The organism is Anaerotignum lactatifermentans, assembly GCF_016902535.1.
GTDB lineage: Bacteria > Bacillota > Clostridia > Lachnospirales > Anaerotignaceae > Anaerotignum > Anaerotignum lactatifermentans_A.
Genome location: NZ_JACSNY010000001.1, coordinates 162,592 through 184,370, shown reverse-complemented (window position 1 = coordinate 184,370; position 21,779 = coordinate 162,592). Strand labels below are relative to the sequence as shown.

Annotated in this window: 19 protein-coding genes; 9 read left to right on the top strand and 10 right to left on the bottom strand. The window is 48.9% G+C overall.

Going from position 1 to position 21,779, the window contains the following annotated elements; genetic code table 11:
* Window positions 1-232 precede the first annotated feature (232 nt).
* Both H9X84_RS00920 and H9X84_RS00915 read left to right on the top strand, forming a co-directional pair.
* The gene (locus tag H9X84_RS00920) at window positions 233-1,681 is read left to right on the top strand and encodes an APC family permease (RefSeq protein WP_205132438.1); all 1,449 of its coding nucleotides are present in this window, start codon (window positions 233-235) and stop codon (window positions 1,679-1,681) included.
* A gap of 55 nt (window positions 1,682-1,736) precedes the next feature.
* The gene (locus tag H9X84_RS00915; RefSeq protein ID WP_205132437.1) at window positions 1,737-2,084 is read left to right on the top strand and encodes a hypothetical protein; all 348 of its coding nucleotides are present in this window, start codon (window positions 1,737-1,739) and stop codon (window positions 2,082-2,084) included.
* 96 nt (window positions 2,085-2,180) lie between these two features.
* Here H9X84_RS00915 and H9X84_RS00910 read toward each other — a convergent pair whose 3' ends face one another.
* The 9 genes from H9X84_RS00910 to H9X84_RS00870 all read right to left on the bottom strand — a co-directional run bounded on the left by H9X84_RS00910 (window position 2,181) and on the right by H9X84_RS00870 (window position 12,184).
* Window positions 2,181-3,041, bottom strand: a complete 861-nt coding sequence (locus H9X84_RS00910; protein ID WP_205132436.1) for a MerR family transcriptional regulator — start codon at window positions 3,039-3,041, stop codon at window positions 2,181-2,183.
* Between the two features lie 98 nt (window positions 3,042-3,139).
* Window positions 3,140-4,333, bottom strand: a complete 1,194-nt coding sequence (locus H9X84_RS00905) for a CaiB/BaiF CoA transferase family protein (RefSeq protein ID WP_205132435.1) — start codon at window positions 4,331-4,333, stop codon at window positions 3,140-3,142.
* A gap of 147 nt (window positions 4,334-4,480) precedes the next feature.
* Window positions 4,481-4,930, bottom strand: a complete 450-nt coding sequence (locus tag H9X84_RS00900) for a hotdog fold domain-containing protein (RefSeq protein ID WP_205132434.1) — start codon at window positions 4,928-4,930, stop codon at window positions 4,481-4,483.
* A gap of 334 nt (window positions 4,931-5,264) precedes the next feature.
* Window positions 5,265-5,753: an acetolactate synthase small subunit gene (ilvN, locus tag H9X84_RS00895; protein ID WP_205132433.1), complete on the bottom strand. Its 489-nt coding sequence runs from the start codon at window positions 5,751-5,753 to the stop codon at window positions 5,265-5,267.
* A gap of 14 nt (window positions 5,754-5,767) precedes the next feature.
* Window positions 5,768-7,399 (bottom strand): biosynthetic-type acetolactate synthase large subunit, encoded by a 1,632-nt coding sequence (ilvB, locus tag H9X84_RS00890; RefSeq protein WP_205132432.1) that lies wholly within the window; start codon window positions 7,397-7,399, stop codon window positions 5,768-5,770.
* 91 nt (window positions 7,400-7,490) lie between these two features.
* The gene (gene leuB / locus H9X84_RS00885; RefSeq protein ID WP_205132431.1) at window positions 7,491-8,561 is read right to left on the bottom strand and encodes a 3-isopropylmalate dehydrogenase; all 1,071 of its coding nucleotides are present in this window, start codon (window positions 8,559-8,561) and stop codon (window positions 7,491-7,493) included.
* Window positions 8,562-8,582: 21 nt separating this feature from the next.
* Window positions 8,583-9,062: a 3-isopropylmalate dehydratase small subunit gene (gene leuD / locus H9X84_RS00880; protein WP_205132430.1), complete on the bottom strand. Its 480-nt coding sequence runs from the start codon at window positions 9,060-9,062 to the stop codon at window positions 8,583-8,585.
* 19 nt (window positions 9,063-9,081) lie between these two features.
* Complete coding sequence (gene leuC, locus H9X84_RS00875) at window positions 9,082-10,344, bottom strand: 3-isopropylmalate dehydratase large subunit (protein WP_205132429.1); 1,263 nt, start codon at window positions 10,342-10,344, stop codon at window positions 9,082-9,084.
* Between the two features lie 103 nt (window positions 10,345-10,447).
* Complete coding sequence (locus H9X84_RS00870) at window positions 10,448-12,184, bottom strand: 2-isopropylmalate synthase (protein ID WP_330612210.1); 1,737 nt, start codon at window positions 12,182-12,184, stop codon at window positions 10,448-10,450.
* Window positions 12,185-12,537: 353 nt separating this feature from the next.
* On the opposite strand from H9X84_RS00870, the gene ilvB (H9X84_RS00865) reads away from it, so the two are divergent.
* The 4 genes from ilvB (H9X84_RS00865) to ilvD all read left to right on the top strand — a co-directional run bounded on the left by ilvB (H9X84_RS00865) (window position 12,538) and on the right by ilvD (window position 17,698).
* Window positions 12,538-14,199: a biosynthetic-type acetolactate synthase large subunit gene (ilvB, locus tag H9X84_RS00865; protein WP_205132428.1), complete on the top strand. Its 1,662-nt coding sequence runs from the start codon at window positions 12,538-12,540 to the stop codon at window positions 14,197-14,199.
* 18 nt (window positions 14,200-14,217) lie between these two features.
* Window positions 14,218-14,733 (top strand): acetolactate synthase small subunit, encoded by a 516-nt coding sequence (gene ilvN, locus H9X84_RS00860; RefSeq protein ID WP_205132427.1) that lies wholly within the window; start codon window positions 14,218-14,220, stop codon window positions 14,731-14,733.
* 40 nt (window positions 14,734-14,773) lie between these two features.
* Window positions 14,774-15,769 carry a ketol-acid reductoisomerase gene (ilvC, locus tag H9X84_RS00855; RefSeq protein ID WP_205132426.1) on the top strand — a complete coding sequence of 332 codons (996 nt, stop codon included), beginning with the start codon at window positions 14,774-14,776 and terminating at the stop codon, window positions 15,767-15,769.
* A gap of 270 nt (window positions 15,770-16,039) precedes the next feature.
* On the top strand, window positions 16,040-17,698 hold the full coding sequence (gene ilvD / locus H9X84_RS00850; RefSeq protein WP_243423481.1) for a dihydroxy-acid dehydratase: 1,659 nt from the start codon (window positions 16,040-16,042) through the stop codon (window positions 17,696-17,698).
* Between the two features lie 258 nt (window positions 17,699-17,956).
* Here ilvD and H9X84_RS00845 read toward each other — a convergent pair whose 3' ends face one another.
* The gene (locus H9X84_RS00845) at window positions 17,957-19,213 is read right to left on the bottom strand and encodes an ATP-binding protein (protein ID WP_205132424.1); all 1,257 of its coding nucleotides are present in this window, start codon (window positions 19,211-19,213) and stop codon (window positions 17,957-17,959) included.
* Window positions 19,214-19,447: 234 nt separating this feature from the next.
* Between H9X84_RS00845 and H9X84_RS00840 the strand changes: the two genes are divergently transcribed.
* Genes H9X84_RS00840 through H9X84_RS00830 form a run of 3 tightly spaced genes read left to right on the top strand, consistent with a single transcriptional unit; the run spans window position 19,448 to window position 21,751 of the window.
* Window positions 19,448-20,434: an ABC transporter substrate-binding protein gene (locus tag H9X84_RS00840; RefSeq protein ID WP_205132423.1), complete on the top strand. Its 987-nt coding sequence runs from the start codon at window positions 19,448-19,450 to the stop codon at window positions 20,432-20,434.
* Between the two features lie 10 nt (window positions 20,435-20,444).
* Window positions 20,445-21,182, top strand: a complete 738-nt coding sequence (locus H9X84_RS00835; protein ID WP_243424973.1) for an ABC transporter permease — start codon at window positions 20,445-20,447, stop codon at window positions 21,180-21,182.
* Window positions 21,182-21,751 (top strand): ATP-binding cassette domain-containing protein, encoded by a 570-nt coding sequence (locus H9X84_RS00830; RefSeq protein WP_205132421.1) that lies wholly within the window; start codon window positions 21,182-21,184, stop codon window positions 21,749-21,751. Before H9X84_RS00835 ends, H9X84_RS00830 begins: the two co-directional genes overlap by 1 nt.
* Window positions 21,752-21,779 lie beyond the last annotated feature (28 nt).

Here is a 21,779-nt window from a genome sequence, read left to right as displayed (position 1 = left end):
CCGTTATATTTGGAACTAACAATAGAATATCGTCAAAAAATTTCGGAAATCCCTTATGGGGAAAGGACGGAAAACAGGTATGACCGCGGATACCAGGGTGATATTTTACGGTTTTCAGTAGGTTTTTTTGTGCGGTGGCCGACACGGGCAGCCGGTACGAAAACAAATCTGGTTCTTAGGAACACGGCAATTATTTTCTCCATTATATCACGATACAAAGGAGGTTTTGTCTATGTCTGGAAAACAACAACAAGAAGGTGCGTTTAAGAAGGATCTGCGTAAGATCGACATTTGGGCGTTAGCCCTTGGCGCGATTATTGGTTGGGGCTGCTTCGTAATGCCCGGTACCAACTTCCTGCCCAAAGCCGGCCCCATTGGCTCTATTGTGGGTTTGATGCTGGGTGCCTGCATTATCTGTATTATCAGTATCAGCTACGGCTACATGATCCGGAAATTCCCTCTTTCCGGCGGTGAGTTCGTATATGCCGACTCGGCTTTCGGCAAAAAACACGCGTTTGTCTGCGGATGGATGATCGTTTTGGCTTACTGGTCTCTGATCCCTCTGAATTCTACGGCGTTGGCCATGGTTTCCCGCTACATCATCCCCGGCTCTCCTTTCCAGGTAGGGTATCTGTATACCATTGCCGGATGGGATGTATATCTGGGTGAGATCGCTCTGGCTTATGCCTTTATCATTGGGCTGGGGATTGTCAACATCAAAGGCGTTAAAAGCGCCGGCTGGTTCCAGACGCTGGTAGCGGTTGCTCTGTTTGGTTCCGTTATGTTCGTATTGATCGGCGTATTGCTGACAAAACCTGACTTCTCCAATCTGCAGCCTCATTTCCTTTCCACAGAAGAAGGCGGCAGCAAGTTCGCACAGATTATGGCTATCGTTGCGTTTACGCCGTACTGCTTCGTAGGGTTCGACTGTATTCCGCAGGCGGCGGAAGAATACAGCTTCTCCCACAAAGCGGCCTTGGGGCTGATGATTACGGCGATTTTGATCGGCGGTATCATTTACTCCGCAGTTGTATTCGTTACATCCGTTGTTGAACCTTGGCAGACCATGCTGGCTTCCAACCCCGACTGGGCAACCGGCGAAATGATTCTGGAATCCATTGGTTATATAGGCGTATTCTTTATTGGTCTGGCGATGCTGTGTGCCGTTGTAGCTAGTATCAACGGTTTTTATCTGGCATCCAGCCGTCTGCTGTACTCCATGTCCTATGCGGATGCGCTGCCCGAGAAATTCGCGCACCTGTCTCCTCAGGGCACACCGAAAACAGGTATTATCTTCATGATGGTTCTGGCGCTGATCGCTCCTTGGTTCGGCCGTCAGGTATTGACATGGATCGTAGATATGACTTGTGTAGGCGCTGGTATGGGCTTTACCTATACATGCGCTGCCGCAGCGGTCGTTGCGAAGAGAGATGGCGAAACAAAACAGATGTGGATCAGTATTCTGGGTGTTGCGGTTGCTTCTGTCTTCCTGATTATTACCTTTGTACCCGGCATGCCTGGATTCCTGTCTGTACCTTCCTTCATCATTCTGGGTGTTTGGGTTGTGATCGGCATTATCTTCTACTTCTCCATTAAACAGCGTTATATCAACGGGAAATGGAAGGGAGTATCTGTAGAACAGATTTTGTATTCCAAGATGAAAGAAGAGGGCAAAATCTGATTTCTGACAACAAGGTTGTTTCGCGGTAGAATCGGATTTTGCAGAAAGAAATACTGTGATAGAGTATGGCGTTGAAAAAGACGTCATACTCTTTTTTATGTGTGTGGAAAATACCCATTTAAATAAGTGGTGTTATCTCAGGGAAAGGAGGAGGGCTGATGGGAAAAACGAATCGGAAAGGGCGGAGGAAACCATGGAGAAGGCAATATTCAGGCTTGTGGAAAGACGAAATGAACCGATACAGGGAAAATCCCAAGGTGCAGCGGAACTGTTTGAGGGCCAGCAGAATACAGGAGGAGAGCGGCGTTGGATTTCGCAGAGCTGGGAAAAGACCGCGAAGGCTGGGGAAAAGAAGGACCCTGGTTTTGCGGTATGGAAAAAGAATCGGGATAGGATTCCATGAAAAATCCCCTATCTGTTTGCTGTCTGCCTAAAGCAGAACGGAAGATAGGGGATCTTTGAAAAATTATCCGTTTGCCGATCTGTTTTTTTTACGAACCTACGCTTTTTTTACGGGGATGATGATTTTTGTGATATGGTTTTCCTCATTACCTATATCGACAGGGGAAATGACGTATTCTTCGGAAATAGGACCGGAGATCTCGTAACCGTGCTGATTCAGCCATTTAATGGCCTTGGCATGCACCTGGATGATCTCATCGTTTTTTCCCACATGGATGGCGGTAACAGCGGTAAAACCACCGAATTTTTTAAATTCAGTGCTGGGTCTGGATTCGCTGACCTGAATGCTGGCCTCCAAATCACAGTCTTTGTTGAAAAACTGTTCCAGAGGAGCGTTATGATAAGTTAAGATAACGGGACCGGTGATATTCAGATTATGCTTGCTTGCCATTTCAAACAGCTCGAACCAGCGGTCTACCGATACATCTGCGTTGTGATAATCGGATTTGATTCTGCGTGTGAAGATTACGTCTGTGACAGGAATATTTTCGATGCGTATGCCGTCGTCTACACCTTTTGTGTCGGCGGCCTGAAGGATCATATCGCCTTCGTGGAGCCGGTTCAAAAGACGTTCGCCGACGGCATACTGCTCTTGAAGTTCATGAATCGTTTGTGAAATTTCGTTCATCCGCGTAACGATGCACTGTTCCATGACAGTAGTATCGCTATTATAAATAATGGACTGTATCTCTTTTAAAGAAACACCCAGCAGCCGCAGTTTCCAGATAATAAACAGTGCCAGCAGCTGATTATGTTCATAATAGCGATAATTACTGCCTTCTTTTCGGTACTGGGGAACCAGCAGACCGATTTTATCATAATAACGTAGGGTTTTTACCGGCACATTACAAAGTGAGGATACTTTGCCTATGGAATAATAATTTGAGCGCTCAGACATGGCTGTTACTCCTTTCTTCGTAGTGTATCCAGTGAAGTACTAATGTTTTATTCTACCAAATAGATAGAGGGGAATACAATATTTTTTACTGTGAAGTATCAAATCGTATGGTTCTTGCGAAGTTCCTCCAGCTTTTCGGGAGAATAGCCCAAAAGCTGGCTGTATACGGCATCATTGTCCTCGCCTAACAGGGGCGCGCCTTTTTGTACTTCGTCCGGTTCTCCATGAATCTTGATGGGGGTACCGGGAATACGGATTTCGGTATCCATACCTTTCTGGTATACGTTCCAGAGCATGTTTCGGGATTGGAGCTGAGGATGTTCCGCCGCTTCCGGAATGGTCAGAATTACACCGAAGGGGATGGCCAGACCGGTGATGATTTCTTCCAGTTCCCGGATGGTCTTTGTCATGGTCCACTCTTCGATAAGGGGTTTCAGGCCGTTCAGATAGTTGTCACAGCGTGCCAGATTTGTTTTGAACAAAGGATTTTCGATGAGATCTTCTCTGCCCATGGCACCGCAAAGCCCTGCAAACATTTTGTCGGTGCCGCAGCCCATAACAAATTCGCCGTCTTTTGCCCGGAAGGAGTCAAAGGGGGCGATACTGGGGTCCTGATTGCCTGTGCGATGAGGTGTTTTGCCGGCGATGGTATATTCTACAACAAAGTTTTCCATTACAGAGAACAGGGTATCTACCATGGCAACGTCAATCCGACGGCCTACACCGGTTTTTTCCCGTTCATAGAGTGCCATGAGGATACCCATGCAAAGCTGTGCGCCGGAATAGTTGTCGGCAATGGAAGGACCGATTTTGCACGGAGGACCATCGGCAAAGCCGGTGACACTCATCATGCCGCTCATTGCCTGGGCAACGATGTCGTAGCAGGGGCGGGAAGCCAGAGGGCCTTCCAGACCAAAGCCGCTGATAGAGCCGTAAATGATACGGGGATTGATTTCCTTTAAGACTTCGTAGGAGAAGCCCAGTTTTTCCAATACGCCGACTTTGTAGTTTTCGCAGACAACATCGGCTGTTTTTACCAGTTCCCGGAAAACTTCTTTGCCTTCGTCGGAAGCCAGATTCAATGTAATGCCTTTTTTGTTGCGATTGATGTAAGCATAGTAGCCGCTGAAATCATTTTTCATAGGGCCCCAGCCTCGGGTCTGATCGCCTGTACCGGGACGTTCGATTTTGATGACTTCCGCGCCGTGGTCAGCCAGATTCATGGTGCAGTAGGGGCCGCTGTACGCCTGTGTCAAGTCCAGCACACGGATACCTTCTAATGGTCTGTTCATAGTGCAACACCTCTTTCTGATAGATATTCTGTAGATACGCCATTGGCTGCAAAAAGGCATGTATACAAAAATCCCAAGACGAAGGCGATTCGTGATGGGATTTTTGTCATACCGTTATGGCCGCTTATATTTGGGGGGACTTAGGAATTATTCGGGATGTTTCGCATCCTTAAAGGAAGATTCCTGAGGACCTCTCTGATCTTTCTTTGCAATGTACAGGCTGCCGGTTGCTCTGCCGCACAGTACAGGAGGTTCGCATGCTGTTGCAGCTGTGTGTGCGATGCCTGTCATATCTGCGTCTGTCTGGTTCAGCATTGTTGCAACTTTCCAAGCTTCAAATTTGCAGGTGTAGGACTGGTTGCCAACTTTTTCGATCCAGCCGTGGTATTCCATGAAATCGCCTACATAAACAGGAGCTGTGAATTCGATGTCTTTGTAGCCAAGGAACAGGCTGATGTCACCGTCAACATAAACCATCAGTTCTGTACCAACGTCGCCCCACTGGTTTACGATTCTGGCGCCGTTTACCAGATCGCCAACATAGTGACCGTCTTTTGCGCTCATCATCAGATGATGTACTACCTTTTTACCTACCATAATCAATTCCTCCTTTTTATTTTTAATGGCTTGTTTTTTTCTATGTCCTAACTTTAGTACATACTCTAAATGGAAAGTCAACAGGGCATAAAAATTTTTTTTCGAGGGTTTTTTCGGAAAAATGGGGAAACTCTCCTCTAACTGGAGGCTTTGAAAATGGCAAAAACAGATGTTTTTCAAAGAACGACAGGGGAAAACAAGAGGAAAATCCCTGATTTTCGGGGAGAGTTTTTTTGAAAAAAATAAGGAGGAATTTTAGAAGAAAGAGGAAAAGGAGGGATAAAATGGAACAAAAAAACCATCCGCGAGGGATGGTTTTTTATCGGAAAAATTTTTAATTCATAGAGGCGGAGCCTTTCTGTACAGCAATCAGGCCGGTACGGGCTACCTCTACGATGCCAAAGGGCTGGAGCATTTCCAGGAACAGATTGATCTGCTGGGGTACATCTGCCATTTCTACTGTCAGAGTTGCGGCGGAGATGTCGTCAATCTTGGCGTGCATAATATCGCAGAGATCCTTAATATTGCGGCGGGTGGAAGGGGTTGCGGAAACCTTGACCAGAATCAGTTCCTTGCCGATCATTTCCACATTATCCAGCCGTTTCAGCTTCAAAACGCAGATCAGCTTGTTCAGCTGCTTTTCCAGCTGGTCTACAGCGTTGTGGCCAATATCAATAATCATGGTGATACGGGACACGCTTTCATCTTCTGTGACGCTGACCGCCAGACTTTCTATGTTAAAGCCTCTCCGGGAAAAGAGACCTGTGATCTTATTCAATACACCCGGCTGATTTTCTACCAATACGGATATTACCTGTTTCATCTTGTGGGCCTCCTTTACATATTTACTTTTGAATTTTCTGCTTCAGATACGATGCATTCCAGCAGATAAGGACCGTCGTAGGCCAGCATTTCCGCAACAGCGGCGGCCATATCCTCATCCTGACTGATGCGGCGGCTTTTTACGCCGAAGGCGTCTGCCAGTTTGCCAAAGTCGGGGGTATCCGGCAGAGCTACGCCGAATTTATGGCGGTTGGCGATGCGCTGCAATTCACATACCATGCCCAATGTCCGGTTGTTCAGCAGGACGATCTTTACATCGCAGCCCTGTTCTACCAGTGTAGACAGTTCATTGTTGGTCATCTGGAAAGCGCCGTCGCCGCAGACAACAACGGTCTGTCTTTCAGGCTGCGCGATCTTAACGCCAATGGCAGCGGGCAGAGCGTAGCCCATGGTGCCCAGGCCGCCGGTGGTCAGGAAGCGTCCTTCCTGCATAGGCAGGTATTTGGCCGCCCAAATCTGGTTCTGGCCAACGTCGGCAACTACGCAGGCATCCGCGGAGACCTGTCTGCCGATTTCCGCCATCAGACGCTTGGGCTGAATGGTGCTGGGGCGAGGGTCCGGCATAGTATGTTTTTCCGCGTCGGCTTCTTTTTGCAGGTATTCCGACCACTGAGTGCAGTTAGAGCTGGGGTGTTCTGCCAGAAGGCTTTCCAGCACTACGCGCAGATCACCTACCAGAGGCACGGTAGGGCTGACGTTTTTGCCGATTTCCGCCGGGTCAATGTCGATATGGATGGTTTTGGAATGACTGCTGATTTTTTCCGGAGCGGTAATGGCACGGTCACCTACACGGGCGCCGACCAGGATCAGCAGGTCTGTCTGAGACAGTGCCATATTGGCTGTTTTATGGCCAAAGGAACCGATCATGCCGATATTGAGAGGGTGGGCTGTAGGCAGTACGCCCAGACCCATCATGGTGGTAACCATAGGGATTCTTGTTTCTTCGCAGAATCTGCGGACCTGCTCCTGGGCCTTTGCGCAGAAAGCGCCGCCGCCGACACAGATCAGAGGACGTTCCGCTGTGCCGATGGTCTCTACTACTTTTTTCAGCTGTTTCAGATTGCCGTTGACCGTAGGCTTGTAGCCGCGGATATTGACTTCTGTGGGATAAGAAAAATCGATTTCGGCCTCCTGCATGTCAATGGGAACGTCGATCAGCACGGGGCCGGGACGTCCTGTGGTGGCAATATGGAAGGCTTCCTTGAAGACGCGAGGGATATCCTCCGCTTTTTTAATCAGATAAGTATGCTTAATAAAAGGGGAAACGGCGCCGGTAATATCTACCTCCTGGAAAATATCTCTGCCCAGCAGATAACTCTGTACCTGGCCGGTAATAGCGATCAGAGGGATACTGTCCATATAGGCAGTGGCGATGCCGGTAATCAGATTGGTGGCTCCCGGGCCGGAGGTTACAACGCAGACACCAGCCTTGCCGGTGATGCGGGCATAGCCTGATGCCATGTGTGCGGCGTTCTGTTCCTGCCGCACCAGAATGTGCCGAATGGATTCGCTGTGATACAATGCTTCATAAAAAGGGCAGATGGTAGCGCCCGGATAGCCGAAAATGTGGCTAACATCCTCTTCTTCCAAACAACGTACCATACTTTGCGCACCAGTCATATTCATAATAATCGCCTCCATTTTTTCTTTCGTATGTAAATAAGACAGCGGAACTGATCCAGCCCGCTGTCTTTTGCTCTTGTGTACTTTATACCGATTAAATTTCCGCGCAGACCAGACTGCCGGCTTCTTTTGTACCTACCAGAGTCATTCCCTCCGTATAGATATCGGGGGTGCGGTAGCCTTTTGCCAAAACAGCCTTCACGGCGTTTTCAATGGCATCGGCTTCCTTGGAAAGACCAAAGGTATACCGCAGCATCATTGCGGCAGACAGGATGGTAGCCATGGGATTGGCTTTGTCCTGACCGGCAATATCGGGAGCGGAGCCGTGTACCGGCTCATACATGCCGAAATTGCCTGCCGCCAGGCTGGCGGAGGGCAGCATACCAATGGAGCCAGTAATCATGCTGGCTTCGTCGGAAAGAATGTCACCAAAGATATTCCCTGTAACGATGACATCAAACTGCTTGGGATTGCGTACCAGCTGCATAGCAGCATTATCGATATAAAGATGTTCCAGAGTGACCTCGGGATAATTTTTTGCGGTTTCTGTTACCACGCGTCTCCACAGGCGGGAGCTTTCCAATACATTGGCTTTATCTACGCTGGTAACCTTTTTATTGCGTTTCATAGCCATATCAAAGGCTGTGACGGCGATGCGTCTGACTTCTTCCTCGGCATACTGTTCCACGTCATAAGCGGCGGGGCCCATGGAAGTTTCTTTTGTGCCTCTTTCGCCGAAGTAGATGCCGCCGGTGAGCTCTCTGACGACAACGAGATCCAGACCGCCTTCCACGATCTCCGCTTTCAGAGGACAAGCCTCTGCCAAAGCGTCAAAGAGAAGAGCGGGGCGGATATTGGCAAATAGACCCAGTTCTTTGCGCAGGCCCAGCAAAGCCCGTTCCGGACGTTTGTCGCCGGGCAGAGTGTCCCATTTCCAGCCGCCTACGGCGCCTAAAAGGACGGCATCCGCTTTTTTGCAGGCATCAATGGTTTCCTGGGGCAGACACTCACCTTTTTGGTCGATGGCGCAGCCGCCGGCCAATAGCGGGGTATAGCAGAATTCATGACCGAATTTTTTTGCAACAGTGTCCAGTACATGGACGGCTTCATTGACCACTTCAGGGCCGATGCCGTCGCCATGAATCAAAGCGATATTATATTTCATAAGGCAAAATCCTTTCTTTTGTTAGCGGATAGAATTGAGCAGGCCGCCTTTTGCGATAATTTCCTTGATAAAATCAGGGAAGGGCAAGGCCTGATAAGTTTCGTTTCTGGTGACGTTTGTAATAACGCCCGTATCAAAGTCGATGGCTACCTCATCGCCGTCCTGAATCTTATCGCTGGCTTCCTCACATTCCAGAATAGCCAGACCGATATTGATGGCGTTGCGGTAGAAAATGCGGGCAAAGGTTTTGGCGATGACGCAGGAAATGCCCGATTCCTTGATGGCGATGGGGGCGTGTTCTCTGGAGGAGCCGCAGCCGAAATTCCAGCCGCCTACCATAATGTCGCCGTCTTTTACTTTTTTTACAAATTCCGTGTCGATATCTTCCATACAATGGCTGGCCAGTTCTTTATGGTCTGCTGTATTCAGATGTCTTGCGGGGATGATTACGTCTGTATCAATATTATCTCCGTACTTGTGTACGCGTCCGTTTGCTTTCATGGTAAAACCTCCTTATTGATTACTGTACTTCGTCGGGACCGCTGATTTTGCCGGTGATGGCGGATGCAGCCGCTACGGCAGGGCTGGCCAGATAAACTTCTGATTTTACATGGCCCATACGTCCTACAAAGTTACGGTTGGTGGTGGCTACGCAGCGTTCGCCTTCCGCCAGGATACCCATATGGCCGCCCAGGCAGGGACCGCAGGTAGGGGTGGAAACAACGCAGCCAGCGTCAATAAAGGTTTCCAGATAGCCTTCTTTGATACATTCTTTATAGATTTTCTGTGTGGCGGGGATCACAATGGCACGAACGTTTTTATGGATTTTCTTGCCTTTGAGGATCTCTGCCGCTGTTTTCATATCGGACAGACGGCCGTTGGTGCAGGAGCCGATGACAACCTGATCGATGGGGATATCGCCCACTTCATCAATGGTCTTTGTGTTTTCCGGCAGATGCGGGAATGCAACGGTCGGTTTGATGGAGGACAGGTCGATGTCATATGTTTTTACATATACGGCGTCTTCGTCGGGAGCGTATACGGTGAAAGGACGGTCCACACGATCTTTTACATATTCCTGTGTGATTTCGTCTACCATGAAAATACCGTTTTTGCCGCCGGCCTCGATGGCCATATTGGAAATGCACAGGCGGTCGTCCATGGACAGGCTCTTCAGGCCTTCGCCCATGAATTCCATAGAACGGTACAGCGCGCCGTCTACGCCGATCATGCCGATGATATGCAGGATTACGTCCTTGCCGCTGACATTTTTCTGCAATTTTCCTGTCAGATTGAATTTAATGGCTTCGGGGACTTTGAACCATGCCTGACCGGTTGCCATGCCGGCTGCCATATCTGTGGAGCCTACGCCGGTGGAGAATGCACCCAAAGCGCCGTAGGTGCAGGTATGGGAGTCGGCGCCGATAATACATTCACCGGGAGCTACCAGACCTTTTTCCGGCAGCAGCGCGTGCTCGATGCCCATGTTGCCTACATCATAGAAATTGTCGATGTCAAATTTTCTGGCAAAGCTGCGGCACTGACTGCACTGTGTGGCAGCTTTGATGTCTTTATTCGGTGTAAAATGGTCCATGACCATGGAAATTTTGCTTTTATTGAACACACCCTGGAAGCCGGCTTTTTCAAATTCGTTAATGGCAACAGGGGAGGTAATATCATTTCCCAGCACCATATCCAGATTGGCGCGGATCAGCTGTCCCGCTTCTACATGATCCAATCCGGCGTGTGCCGCTAATATTTTCTGTGTCATTGTCATTCCCATAGAAATTCTCTCCTTTACTTTTCTTTTGTGCAAAAAATTGTGCAAAAAAGGACAGCTGCCGTGACAAACTGTCGGGGCGGCACCTGTCCTTTATCGGCTGATCTTAATCTGTGATAAAGTGGCTGTATTTGTTCTGGCGGTTGATGGCGCTGACCAGCGCGTTGATGGAAGCCAGAATGATGTCCTGATGCATACCTACGCCCCAGAATACCTTGCCTTTGCTGTCAGCGATGGCAACATAGGCAGCGGCGCGGGAATTGGATTCTTCTTCCAGCGCGTGCTCTGTGTAAGTAACGAAGGTATAGTCAAAGGTATACAGTTCGGACTGACGCAGCGCGTTGCTTACGGCATCCAGACGGCCGTTGCCGCTGGCTGTAAAGTCATATTCCGTGCCGGCGATATTTACATGGATATCTACGGTATAGCCGTCGTCTCCTTTATAAGTGGAGTTCTTGCGGAATGTAGCGTCAGTGATGTCAATGGGATCAAATACATTGATATATTCCTTTTTAAATGTTTCGTATACTTCCGCGGGTTTCAGCTCTTTATGGCTGTGATCGGAAACTCCCTTAATCATATAGCCGATCTCTTCTCTCATCTTCATAGGGATGTGGAAGCCGTAGTTGTGTTCCAGGATATAAGCGATACCGCCCTTACCAGACTGGCTGTTGATACGGATAACGTCCGCGTCATATTCTCTGCCGACATCATGAGGGTCAATGGGCAGGTAGGGTACCATCCACTGTTTCATATGACGGTCTTCACGATACTTCATGCCTTTTGCGATAGCATCCTGATGAGAACCGGAGAATGCGGCGAATACAAGCTGCCCGCCGTAGGGCTGACGAGGATGCACTTTCATATCTGTATATTTTTCATAGGTTTTTACGATTTCAGGCATATTGGAAAAATCCAGCTGGGGATCTACACCATGAGAGAACAAATTCATTGCCAGTGTAATAATATCTACATTGCCTGTTCTTTCGCCATTGCCGAACAATGTGCCTTCAATTCTGTCGCCGCCGGCCAGCAGGCCCAGTTCTGCGTCCGCAACAGCGGTGCCTCTGTCATTATGAGGGTGCAGAGACAGCACTACGCAGTCGCGATGGTGCAGGTGACGGGACATATAGGAAATCTGAGCCGCGTAAACGTGAGGCATAGACATAGCCACCGTAGCGGGCAGATTGATGATAACTTTTTTCTCAGGAGTAGGTTTCCAAACGTCGATAACGGCGTTGCAGATTTCTTCCGCAAAGTCGATCTCTGTACCGGTAAAGCTTTCGGGAGAATACTCAAAACGGAAATCGGTTTCCGGCATTTTTTCTGCGTATTCATTCATCAGCTTCGCACCGCTGACAGCGATTTCAATAATTTCTTCCCGGCTGGCGCGGAAAACCTGTTCTCTCTGTGCCAGAGAGGTGGAATTGTACAGATGCACGATGGCACGTTTTGCTCCTTTCAGAGACTCAAATGTTTTTGCGATGATATGTTCTCTGGACTGTGTCAGTACCTGAACGGTAACATCGTCAGGAATCATATCCTGCTCGATCAGAGTCCGCAGGAATTCATATTCTGTTTCAGAAGCGGCAGGGAAGCCGACTTCGATTTCTTTAAAGCCAAGTTTTACCAGGAACTGGAAAAATTCAATTTTTTCCTGTAGACTCATGGGAACGATTAGGGCCTGATTACCGTCGCGAAGATCAACGCTGCACCACTGGGGAGCAACTTCCAGATGATCCTTTGTTACCCAATCCATAGAGGGCTCCGGCGGCATAAAATAACCTACTTTGTACTTCTCACAATTTTTCATCATAATAATCAAACCTTCTTTCTTCCGCATAACGGATTCTTTTGTTAATATTGGACGTTCCCATGTCCTGTATTTTGTATGTTTTGCTGATCCCTTGGAAGATCCTTCCTATTAAGGTTCCGAATGGATTCAATTAGGAAAGAAAATCGAATGGATTCTGCAAAAATTGATTGTGATGCTAGAGATTGTACTAAAATTAGAACAATATGTCAAGTGTATTTTCACAAATATAGTGTAAAAATTTTCTTATGCACATCTGACAAAAAAACCTATTGACATTTAGCGAAAGTGTAATATAATGGGTGTATTAAAAAAAGTACACATCAACAAACAAAAAAGCATGCAAGCTACGAAAGAAAAAATTGGGAAGAGAGGGATATGTTATGCAGCTGACAGGATCACAGATCATCATGGAAATTCTGCTGGAAATGGGCGTAGACACTGTATTCGGCTATCCGGGCGGTGCGGCTCTGAACATTTACGACACATTATATTCCTATCAAGACCGAATTAGACACGTGCTGACTGCTCACGAACAGGGCGCGGCACACGCAGCAGACGGCTATGCAAGAGCAACTGGCAGGACCGGCGTGGTATTTGCTACCAGCGGCCCGGGAGCAACTAATTTGGTTACAGGGATCGCCACAGCGTTTATGGACAGCATTCCCATGGTAGCCATTACATCTAATGTAGCAAACAGCCTGATTGGCAGAGATGCTTTTCAGGAAGTATATATTACCGGCATTACGATGCCCATTACAAAACATAATTTCTTTGTAAATAAGGTAGAAGATCTGGCACACGCCGTCAGAGAAGCCTTCCGTATTGCCGAAACCGGCAGAAAAGGCCCCGTTCTGGTGGATGTGACAAAGGATGTATCCGCGGCTCTTTGTGAATTTGAACCTATGGCAGAGAGAAAGAAAGTGGAAATGCCCAAGGCAGAGAAGGAGGAAGTAGAAAAAATCGCTTCCTATATCAATCAGGCGAAACGTCCTGTCATCTACTGCGGCGGCGGCGTACCTGCATCCGACGCGGTAGAGGAACTGAAAGCGCTGTTCCGGAAGGCGGATATCCCGGTGACCTATACCATGATGGCCGTAGGCATCGTAGGGTATAACGATACACATTCTCTGGGTATGATCGGGATGCACGGCAGCGTAGCGGCCAATAAAGCGGTAGACAACGCCGACCTGGTATTGGCGCTGGGTACCAGATTTTCCGATAGAGTGGCGCTGAACATGGAAAAATTCGCCAAAGAAGCGCTGAAGGTTCAGGTGGACATCGACGAAAGCGAAATCAATAAAAATGTCATCGTGGATATGAGCGTATTATCCGATGTGAAATATTTTCTTCAGGAGGTACTGCCTCTGGTAGAAGAGAAGAAACGTCCCGATTGGCTGGAACAGGTGGGAGAATGGAGAAAAGCCTCTATCGCGGCACAGTGTCCTGCGGCGAAGCTCCATCCCAGAGAAATCATCGGCGCGGTATGCGACATGACGGATAAAGAAACAATTTACGTGACAGATGTAGGCCAGCACCAGATGTGGGCGGCTCAGTTTATCAAACATCAGAATACAAAGGCATTCCTTACCAGCGGCGGTCTGGGCACCATGGGCTTTGGCTATGGCGCGGCCATCGGCGCACAGGTGGGATGTCCCGATAAACGGATCGTACATTTTACCGGCGACGCATCCTTCCATATGAATCTGAACGAAGCATGCACCGCTGTTTCCGAAAATTTACCTATTATTACTGTTATCATGAACAACCATGTGCTTGGCATGGTTTATCAGTGGCAAAGCGCGTTCTATGAAAGACGGTATTCCGCGACTACACCCCAGAGAAAGACAGATTTCCTGAAGGTGGGCGAAGGCTTTGGTGTAAAGACCTTCCGTGCGGAAACACCGGAGGAATTCCGGGAAGCCTTTGCTGAGGCGCTGAAGGTGAACGGCCCCGTCTGGATCGAGTGTATCATCGACCAGGAAGAAAAAGTCCTGCCTATGATCCCCAACGGCGGCACAGTGGCAGACATCATTTTGAATTGATGAACGGGAGGCGACAGTATGACAGAATTAAAGGTAGATAAGAATGCACCCAGACAAGTGGTGCGCATGCTGGTGGAAAACCAGCCCAATGTACTTGCCAGGATCTCCAGTCTGTTTGGCAGACGGAATTTCAATATTAGCACTATTACCGCTTCCGAGACCCATATTCCCGGGGTAACACGTATTACGGTAGTGACAGGAGAAAGCGATGAAAATGTGCTGCATCAGATTATTTCTCAGACAGAAAAGCTGGAAGTAGTCAAAGAGATTTATCTGCTGGATATGAAAAACAGCGTATACCGTGAGCTGCTGCTTTTGAAACTGAAAGCAGATAAGACGAATCGGGCTGCGATCCGGGAGATCGTGGAAATTTATCGCGGGAAGATCATTGATCTTTCCAAGAGCAGTATGATTATCGAATTGACGGGCTCCCCTGAGAAGCTGGATGGGTTTATGAATATGATGGACTGCTATGACATCATTGAAGTATGCCGTACCGGTATCACAGGCATTGAGAGAGGCCTTCAAGAATAAACAGAAAACAAAAGAGTAAAAAGAAAAGGAGAGAGCACAAATGATAAAGAAGTATTATGATCAGGATTGTAATTTAGGAATGTTGGATGGTAAGACCATCGCAGTTATCGGCTTTGGCAGCCAGGGTCACGCACATGCGGAAAACCTGAAAGAAAGCGGCATGAACGTAGTTGTTGGTCTGAGAAAAGGCTCCGCACACACTGCAAAAGCAGAAGCTGCCGGCCTGAAAGTAATGGAAATCGAAGAAGCGGCAGAAGCAGGCGATGTAGTAATGATGCTGGTACCTGACGAACTGGCTGCTGATATCTATAAAAATCAGATTGCGAAACACATGAAAGACGGCGACATCCTGGCTTTCGCTCATGGTTTTAATATCCACTATAATCAGATCCAGCCTGCAAAGGGTCTGGACGTTATCATGATCGCACCGAAGGGCCCCGGTCATATCGTTCGTAAGCTGTACACAGAAGGCGCTGGCGTACCCAGCTTGATTGCTGTATATCAGGACGCTTCCGGCAAAGCAAAAGACTATGCTCTGGCTTATGCATGCGGGATCGGCGCAGGCCGTGCCGGCATTCTGGAAACAACATTCAAAGAAGAAACAGAAACAGACCTGTTTGGTGAACAGGCAGTTCTGTGCGGCGGCGTAACAGAATTGATGAAGGCTGGTTTCGAAACTCTGGTAGAAGCTGGTTATGAACCCGAAATGGCATACTTTGAATGTATCCATGAAATGAAGCTGATCGTTGATCTGATCTACGAAGGCGGCTTCGACAAGATGCGTTATTCCATCTCCAACACAGCTGAGTACGGCGATTACATCGCAGGCACACGTGTTATCACAAAAGAAGCAAGAGAAGGCATGAAGAGCCTGTTGGCTGATATCCAGGATGGTACTTTCGCAAGCACCTTTATCCAGGAAATGAAAGCCGGCGGCAAAGCAAAATTCCTGGCTTCCAGACGTGTACAGGCAGACCACCAGCTGTGCCATGTAGGCGCAGAACTGCGTAAGATGATGAGCTGGCTGAAAAAATAATTAAGACAAGAAGGAGGAAGGGGAATTCCTCAGTAGGGAAAAGCACCTGCCAAAAGCAGGCTCCCCTTAAGAAAACATTGTGTTTTTTTTCCTTGATTTCTTAAGAGGAACTGCGATGACTGTCTTTAGAAGAAAGCAATTCCAATCAAAATGTGATCGCTGGAATCCTTCATGATGCAAGGATTTCAGCGATATTTTTTTCTGATGAAGATGGACGCGAGGGTGCTTTTTCTGTATCGAAAGAAGTCCCTTATAAAAAGTATGAAAAATCTGAGAAGTGCGAATGTAACACAGGGCGTAGAAAAAGCGCCGATGCGCAGCTTATTCTATGCTATGGGCTATACCAAGGAAGAGCTGGAACGTCCTCTGATCGGCGTTGTGTCCGCTCACAGCGAGATCGTTCCCGGTCATTTCCATCTGGATAAGGTAGCGGACGCTGTCAAGGCCGGCATCCGTATGGCTGGCGGCACACCCATCGAAGTGCCTGCCATCGGCGTTTGCGATGGGATTGCCATGGGCCATATCGGCATGAAATACAGTCTGGCCAGCAGAGAACTGATCGCGGACAGCGTGGAGACCATGGCCATGGCACACTGCTTTGATGGTCTGGTGCTGGTGCCCAACTGTGATAAGATCGTTCCCGGTATGGTTATGGCAGCGGCAAGAATCAATCTGCCTGCCATTGTTTGTTCCGGCGGCCCCATGATGCCCGGCGTTGTGGATAACTGCCATAAGAGCCTGTCAGAAATGTTTGAGGCAGTAGGCGCCAGAAAAGCAGGTCTGATAGATGACGCTAAGCTGTATGAATTTGAAAATAACGCCTGCCCCGGCTGCGGTTCCTGCGCTGGTATGTTTACAGCCAACAGCATGAACTGTCTGTGTGAAGCCATTGGTATGGCTCTGCCCGGCAACGGCACCATTCCTGCTGTGGACAGCGGCAGACTCCAGCTGGCAAAACATGCCGGTATGAAGATCATGGAGCTGGTGGAAAAAGATATTAAAGCAAGAGATATTATTACAGAAGCATCCATCCGCAACGCTGTTGCCTGTGATATGGCACTGGGCTGCTCCTCCAACAGCGTACTGCATCTGCTGGCAATCGCCAATGAGGCAGGTGTGGATCTGAATCTGAATATTTTCAACGAAATTTCCGCAAAAGTACCCAATCTGTGCCATCTGGCGCCGGCCGGGGACACATATATTGTTGACTTGCAGCGGGCTGGCGGTATTCCCGCGGTACAGGCGGAATTGTCTAAGAAAGGTCTGCTGAATCTGGACTGCATGACGGTAACAGGCCACACCCTGAAGGAGAATATTGCGGGCGCGTACAATAAAAATCCCGAAATCATTCGTCCTGTGGAGAATCCGTACAGCCGGACCGGCGGTATTGCCGTACTGTGGGGGAATATCGCGAAGGACGGCTGCGTCGTAAAACGCAGTGCCGTTGCGGAGGAAATGCTCTGCCACAGCGGTCCTGCTCGTGTATTTGACGACGAAAGCGACGCTATTGCCGCTATCTACGACGGTCAGATCAAACCCGGTGATGTTGTGGTAATTCGTTACGAAGGCCCCAAAGGCGGTCCCGGTATGCGCGAAATGCTGAACCCTACCAGCGCGCTGGCAGGCATGCAGCTGGATAAATGTGTTGCTCTGATTACAGACGGCAGATTCTCCGGCGCCAGCCGTGGTGCTTCCATTGGCCATGTTTGCCCTGAGGCGGCAGCCGGTGGTGAGATCGGTCTGCTGAAAGACGGCGATATCATTGAAATTGATATCCCTAACGCATCCATTAACGCGAAACTCAGCGATGAGGAACTGGAAGAAAGAAGAAAAGCTTATGTGGCTCCCGCACCCAAGGTAACCACAGGCTGGCTGGCAAGATACGCCAGAAACGTAGCCGCTTCCAGCAAAGGCGCTGTAATGCAGTAAATGGCAAACGCCGGCAGAAAAGAAAAAAGAGGAAAAGTTGTCTTTATGAGAAGATAATTTCTTAAAAAATCTCTGAAGTCCTTTATATTGCGAGGATTTCAGAGATTTTTGCTTTTTATGAGGATACTCCGGAAGAGATCCCCAATTCAGATTATAATTTTAATCGAAAAAGAATTGCCGGAAGTCTTTCTGTTTCCAGAGATTCCGGCAATGTTTGTTTTTTATGAAACACAGAGCTGTGTTTTTGTTTTGTCTGATTTATAATCCGGCTTTTTGCAGTTCCACGAAATGTTTGGCTGTACGGGGACTTCTGCCGTTGGAGCGGATGGCATAGGCTTCCGCCTTGATGCAGAGCTCTTCATCGTCCATTTCCAGACCGTATTGTTTTGCCAGATCCCGAACGATGGAAAGATAAGCGTCTTTTCCGGGCTTCTGGAAGGTGATCGTCAGGCCGAAACGAGCGGCAAGGCTCATGGTTTCCTGTAATGTGTCGTTCAGATACAGCTCATCTCCCTGACGCTCCGTCATGGTCTCTTTTACCAGATGACGCCGGTTGCTGGTGGCGTAGATCAGTACATTTTTGCCGCAGGCGGCTACACCGCCCTCCAGAATGGCTTTCAGTGCGGCGAAATTATCGTCGTTGCCGCTGAAGCTCAGATCGTCGATAAAAAGAATAAATTTCAACGGATTGCCGGAAAGCTGATCCAGCAGGTCGGGGATACGGTAAAGCTGGTTCTTTTTTACCTCTACCAGCCGCAGGCCTCTGTTTTTCAGAGAATTGGCAATGGCCTTGATGGTAGAGCTTTTCCCGGTACCGGCATCGCCGTAAAGCAGGACATTGGAAGCGGTGCCGCCGTCCATAAAGTTTTCTGTGTTGCGCAGAACCTGAGTACGCTCTCTTTCATAGCCGGAAAGCTCGGAAAGACTCTGGAGATCGGGATGGCGCACAGGTACCAGACCACGCTCGTCAAAGAGGAAGGTATGGCAGGATGCGAAGATGCCCCAGCCTGTCTGCGGCAACAGTTCGATTCGGCGATAATAATCTTCCGCCAGAGAAATGGGGGAAGTATTCCAATGGGGCAGGGAGGTTTCCCAACCGCCGCTTTCCAGAGAGTCGCAGAAGGACTGATCGGAAAGGGAGGAAAGGCGCTGGAGGAAATCCAGTTCCTGCTGAAGTCTTGTTTCAATGGGCGCCGCTGTTTCATGACCGGAGGCTTTTGCACGCATATAGCAGTTTTCGCTGTCCAGTACCAATGTCCGCAGGATGCGGGAGAAATTGGCCGACAGGAAATCGCCCTTTTCCGGCGGATAAGCATAAAGCTCAGCCGCAAAATCGCAGTAGGCCTCCGCGGTCTGGGCCGTATGGGCGGGAGAGGGCAGCTTTTCCATCTGATCCGCCGCGTCCAGCAGTGCCATCAGCTTTTGGAACAGGGGCAGGGAAAGCAGATCCCGAAATACGGTCAGGGCGCGTAATTCCTGGTAATACTCTCTGTAAGGTTCTTTTGTTCTTTTCATGTGATACACCTCTTTTTTTCGGACGGCAAAATGATTTTCGCCGCCATGGTAAAAAATATGATACCTCAGATTATACCATTTTTCCTCTTTCGATTCAACGCAAAGGCGAGTGGAAAGCGGTTTTTTTCAGAAAATTGGTTTTTTGTGAAGGATGTGGCAAATGCAACTTGCCACTGGAAAAAGATTAGAGTACAATAAAAGCACATTATTTTACCAAGAAAGGAAGGGATAGAAATGAAAAAGATCATGAGTATTTTGCTGGCGCTGGCACTGAGCGTGACGGCCTTGGGGGGCTGCGGCACGCAGGAGACGGAAGCGGAACCGGCAACCTTGCGTGTGGGGGCGCTGAAGGGCCCAACAGCCATGGGGATGGTAAAGCTGATGGAGGATGCGGAAGAAGGACAAACCGAGACCAATACCTATGAATTTACACTGAAAGCTTCTCCTGATGAGATTACGCCTCTGCTTGTAAAAGGCGAGCTGGATATTGCGGCGGTACCGGCGAATCTGGCGGCAGTATTGTCCCAGAAAACAGATGTGCAGGTGCTGGCTATCAATACGCTGGGTGTGATCTACATTGTAGAGAACGGCAATACCATTCAGTCTGTGGAAGACTTGAAAGGAAAGACTATTTATGCCTCCGGCAAGGGCGCGACACCGGAATATGGCCTGAATTATATTCTGGAAGGAAACGGTCTGAATCCGGAAACAGACGTTAATATCCAGTGGAAATCCGAACATGCGGAATGTGTGGCGGCTATGGCCATTGATCCCGAGGGGATCGCGATGCTGCCCCAGCCTTTTGTGACAACGGCGCAGGCGCAGAATTCCGATATCCGTGTGGCGCTGGATCTGACGGAAGAATGGGACAAGCTGCAGGAGAACAGCGAAAACCCCAGCAGTATGATTACAGGCGTTGTGGTAGCAAGAACCGAATTTGTAGAGGCGCATAAGGACGCGGTAGATTTGTTCCTGGAACAGTATGGAGCGTCTGTGGAATATGTGAACGCCAATACGGCGGACGCAGCGCAGCTGATCGAAAAATATGATATCCTGAAAGCAGCTGTAGCGGAAAAAGCGCTGCCATTCTGCAACATTGTCTGCATGACAGGAGACGAAATGACGGACGCTTTGAGCGGTTACTTAAATGTATTGTACGAGCAGAATCCGGCGGCAGTCGGCGGCGCGATGCCTGCGGATGAATTCTATTACCATGAATAAGAAAAATCGTATGAAAATTTGGGCAGTTTTATTCTGGTTGGCAGTCTGGCAGGCTGCCAGCATGTGGATCGGGCAGGAGATTCTTTTGGTGTCTCCTGCCGCCGCTTTATACCGCCTGTTTTTTCTGGCGCGGGAGGGCTCTTTCTGGCAAAGCGTAGCCTTTTCCGCCGTAAGAATCCTGGGCGGCTTTTTCCTTGCCCTTCTGGCGGGTATTCTGACGGGAGCATTGGCGGCCAGATACAGAAACTTTCGCCATTTGATGGCGCCTCTGGTTATGGCAATGAAGTCTACGCCGGTGGCCAGCTTCGTTATTTTGGCGCTGTTCTGGTTTTCCGCTTCCGGCTTGTCGGTATTTATTTCGTTTTTGATTGCCTTTCCGTTGGTGTACGGAAATACATGGCAGAGTATCGTTCTGACGGACCAAAAGCTGTTGGAAATGGGGCAGGTGTTCCATTTGTCCTTTTGGAAAAAAATACGGTATCTTTATTTCCCACAGCTGTACCCTAATTTACAGATCGCTTCCGCTCTGGGAATGGGCATGTGCTGGAAGGCAGGTACGGCGGCGGAGGTCATCGGCGTGGCTGACGGCTCCATTGGAGAGCGGCTGTATGAGGCAAAGGCCTATTTACAGATGCCGGATCTCTTTGCCTGGACCATTACCATTATCGTGGTGAGTATTGTGCTGGAGAGACTGTTCCTGGCGCTGCTGGGCTGGATCGAGCGAAAGAACAGAGGAGGTGTGGCCTGATGATTCGGATTTCTCATTTGGAGAAAGCCTTTGGAGATAAAAAGGTATTTGCGGATTTTTCGCTGGATATTTCCGAGGGGGAAACGCTTTGCCTGATGGCTGCCTCCGGTCGTGGAAAAACGACTCTTTTTCGCATTTTATTAGGTCTGGAGCAGAAGGACGGCGGCACCATCACCGGTTTGGAGGGGAAACGTCTCAGCGCTGTTTTCCAGGAGGATCGTCTGCTGCCGGAGTTTACAGTGAAGGAAAATCTTTATGCCGTCTGCGTCAGTCAAAAGCAGAAGCAAAGCGTCCGGGAGATCCTGAAGGCCTTTGGACTGGAAGAATGGATGGGAAAAAAGGTTTCTGTTCTCAGCGGCGGCATGATGCGAAGAGTGGCCATCGCAAGAGCGCTGCTGCCGGAATTTGACATGCTGATCCTGGATGAACCCTTTCAGGGACTGGACGAAAACACCAGGAAAACAGTGGCGGATTATGTAAAAGAGGCGGCGAAAGGAAAGACTGTTCTGGCGGCAATCCATGATGAAGCGGACGCGTGTTTGCTGGAAGGGAAGATTCTGGAAATTTAGCCATAAATTTTATGTTAAAGTTATGTTG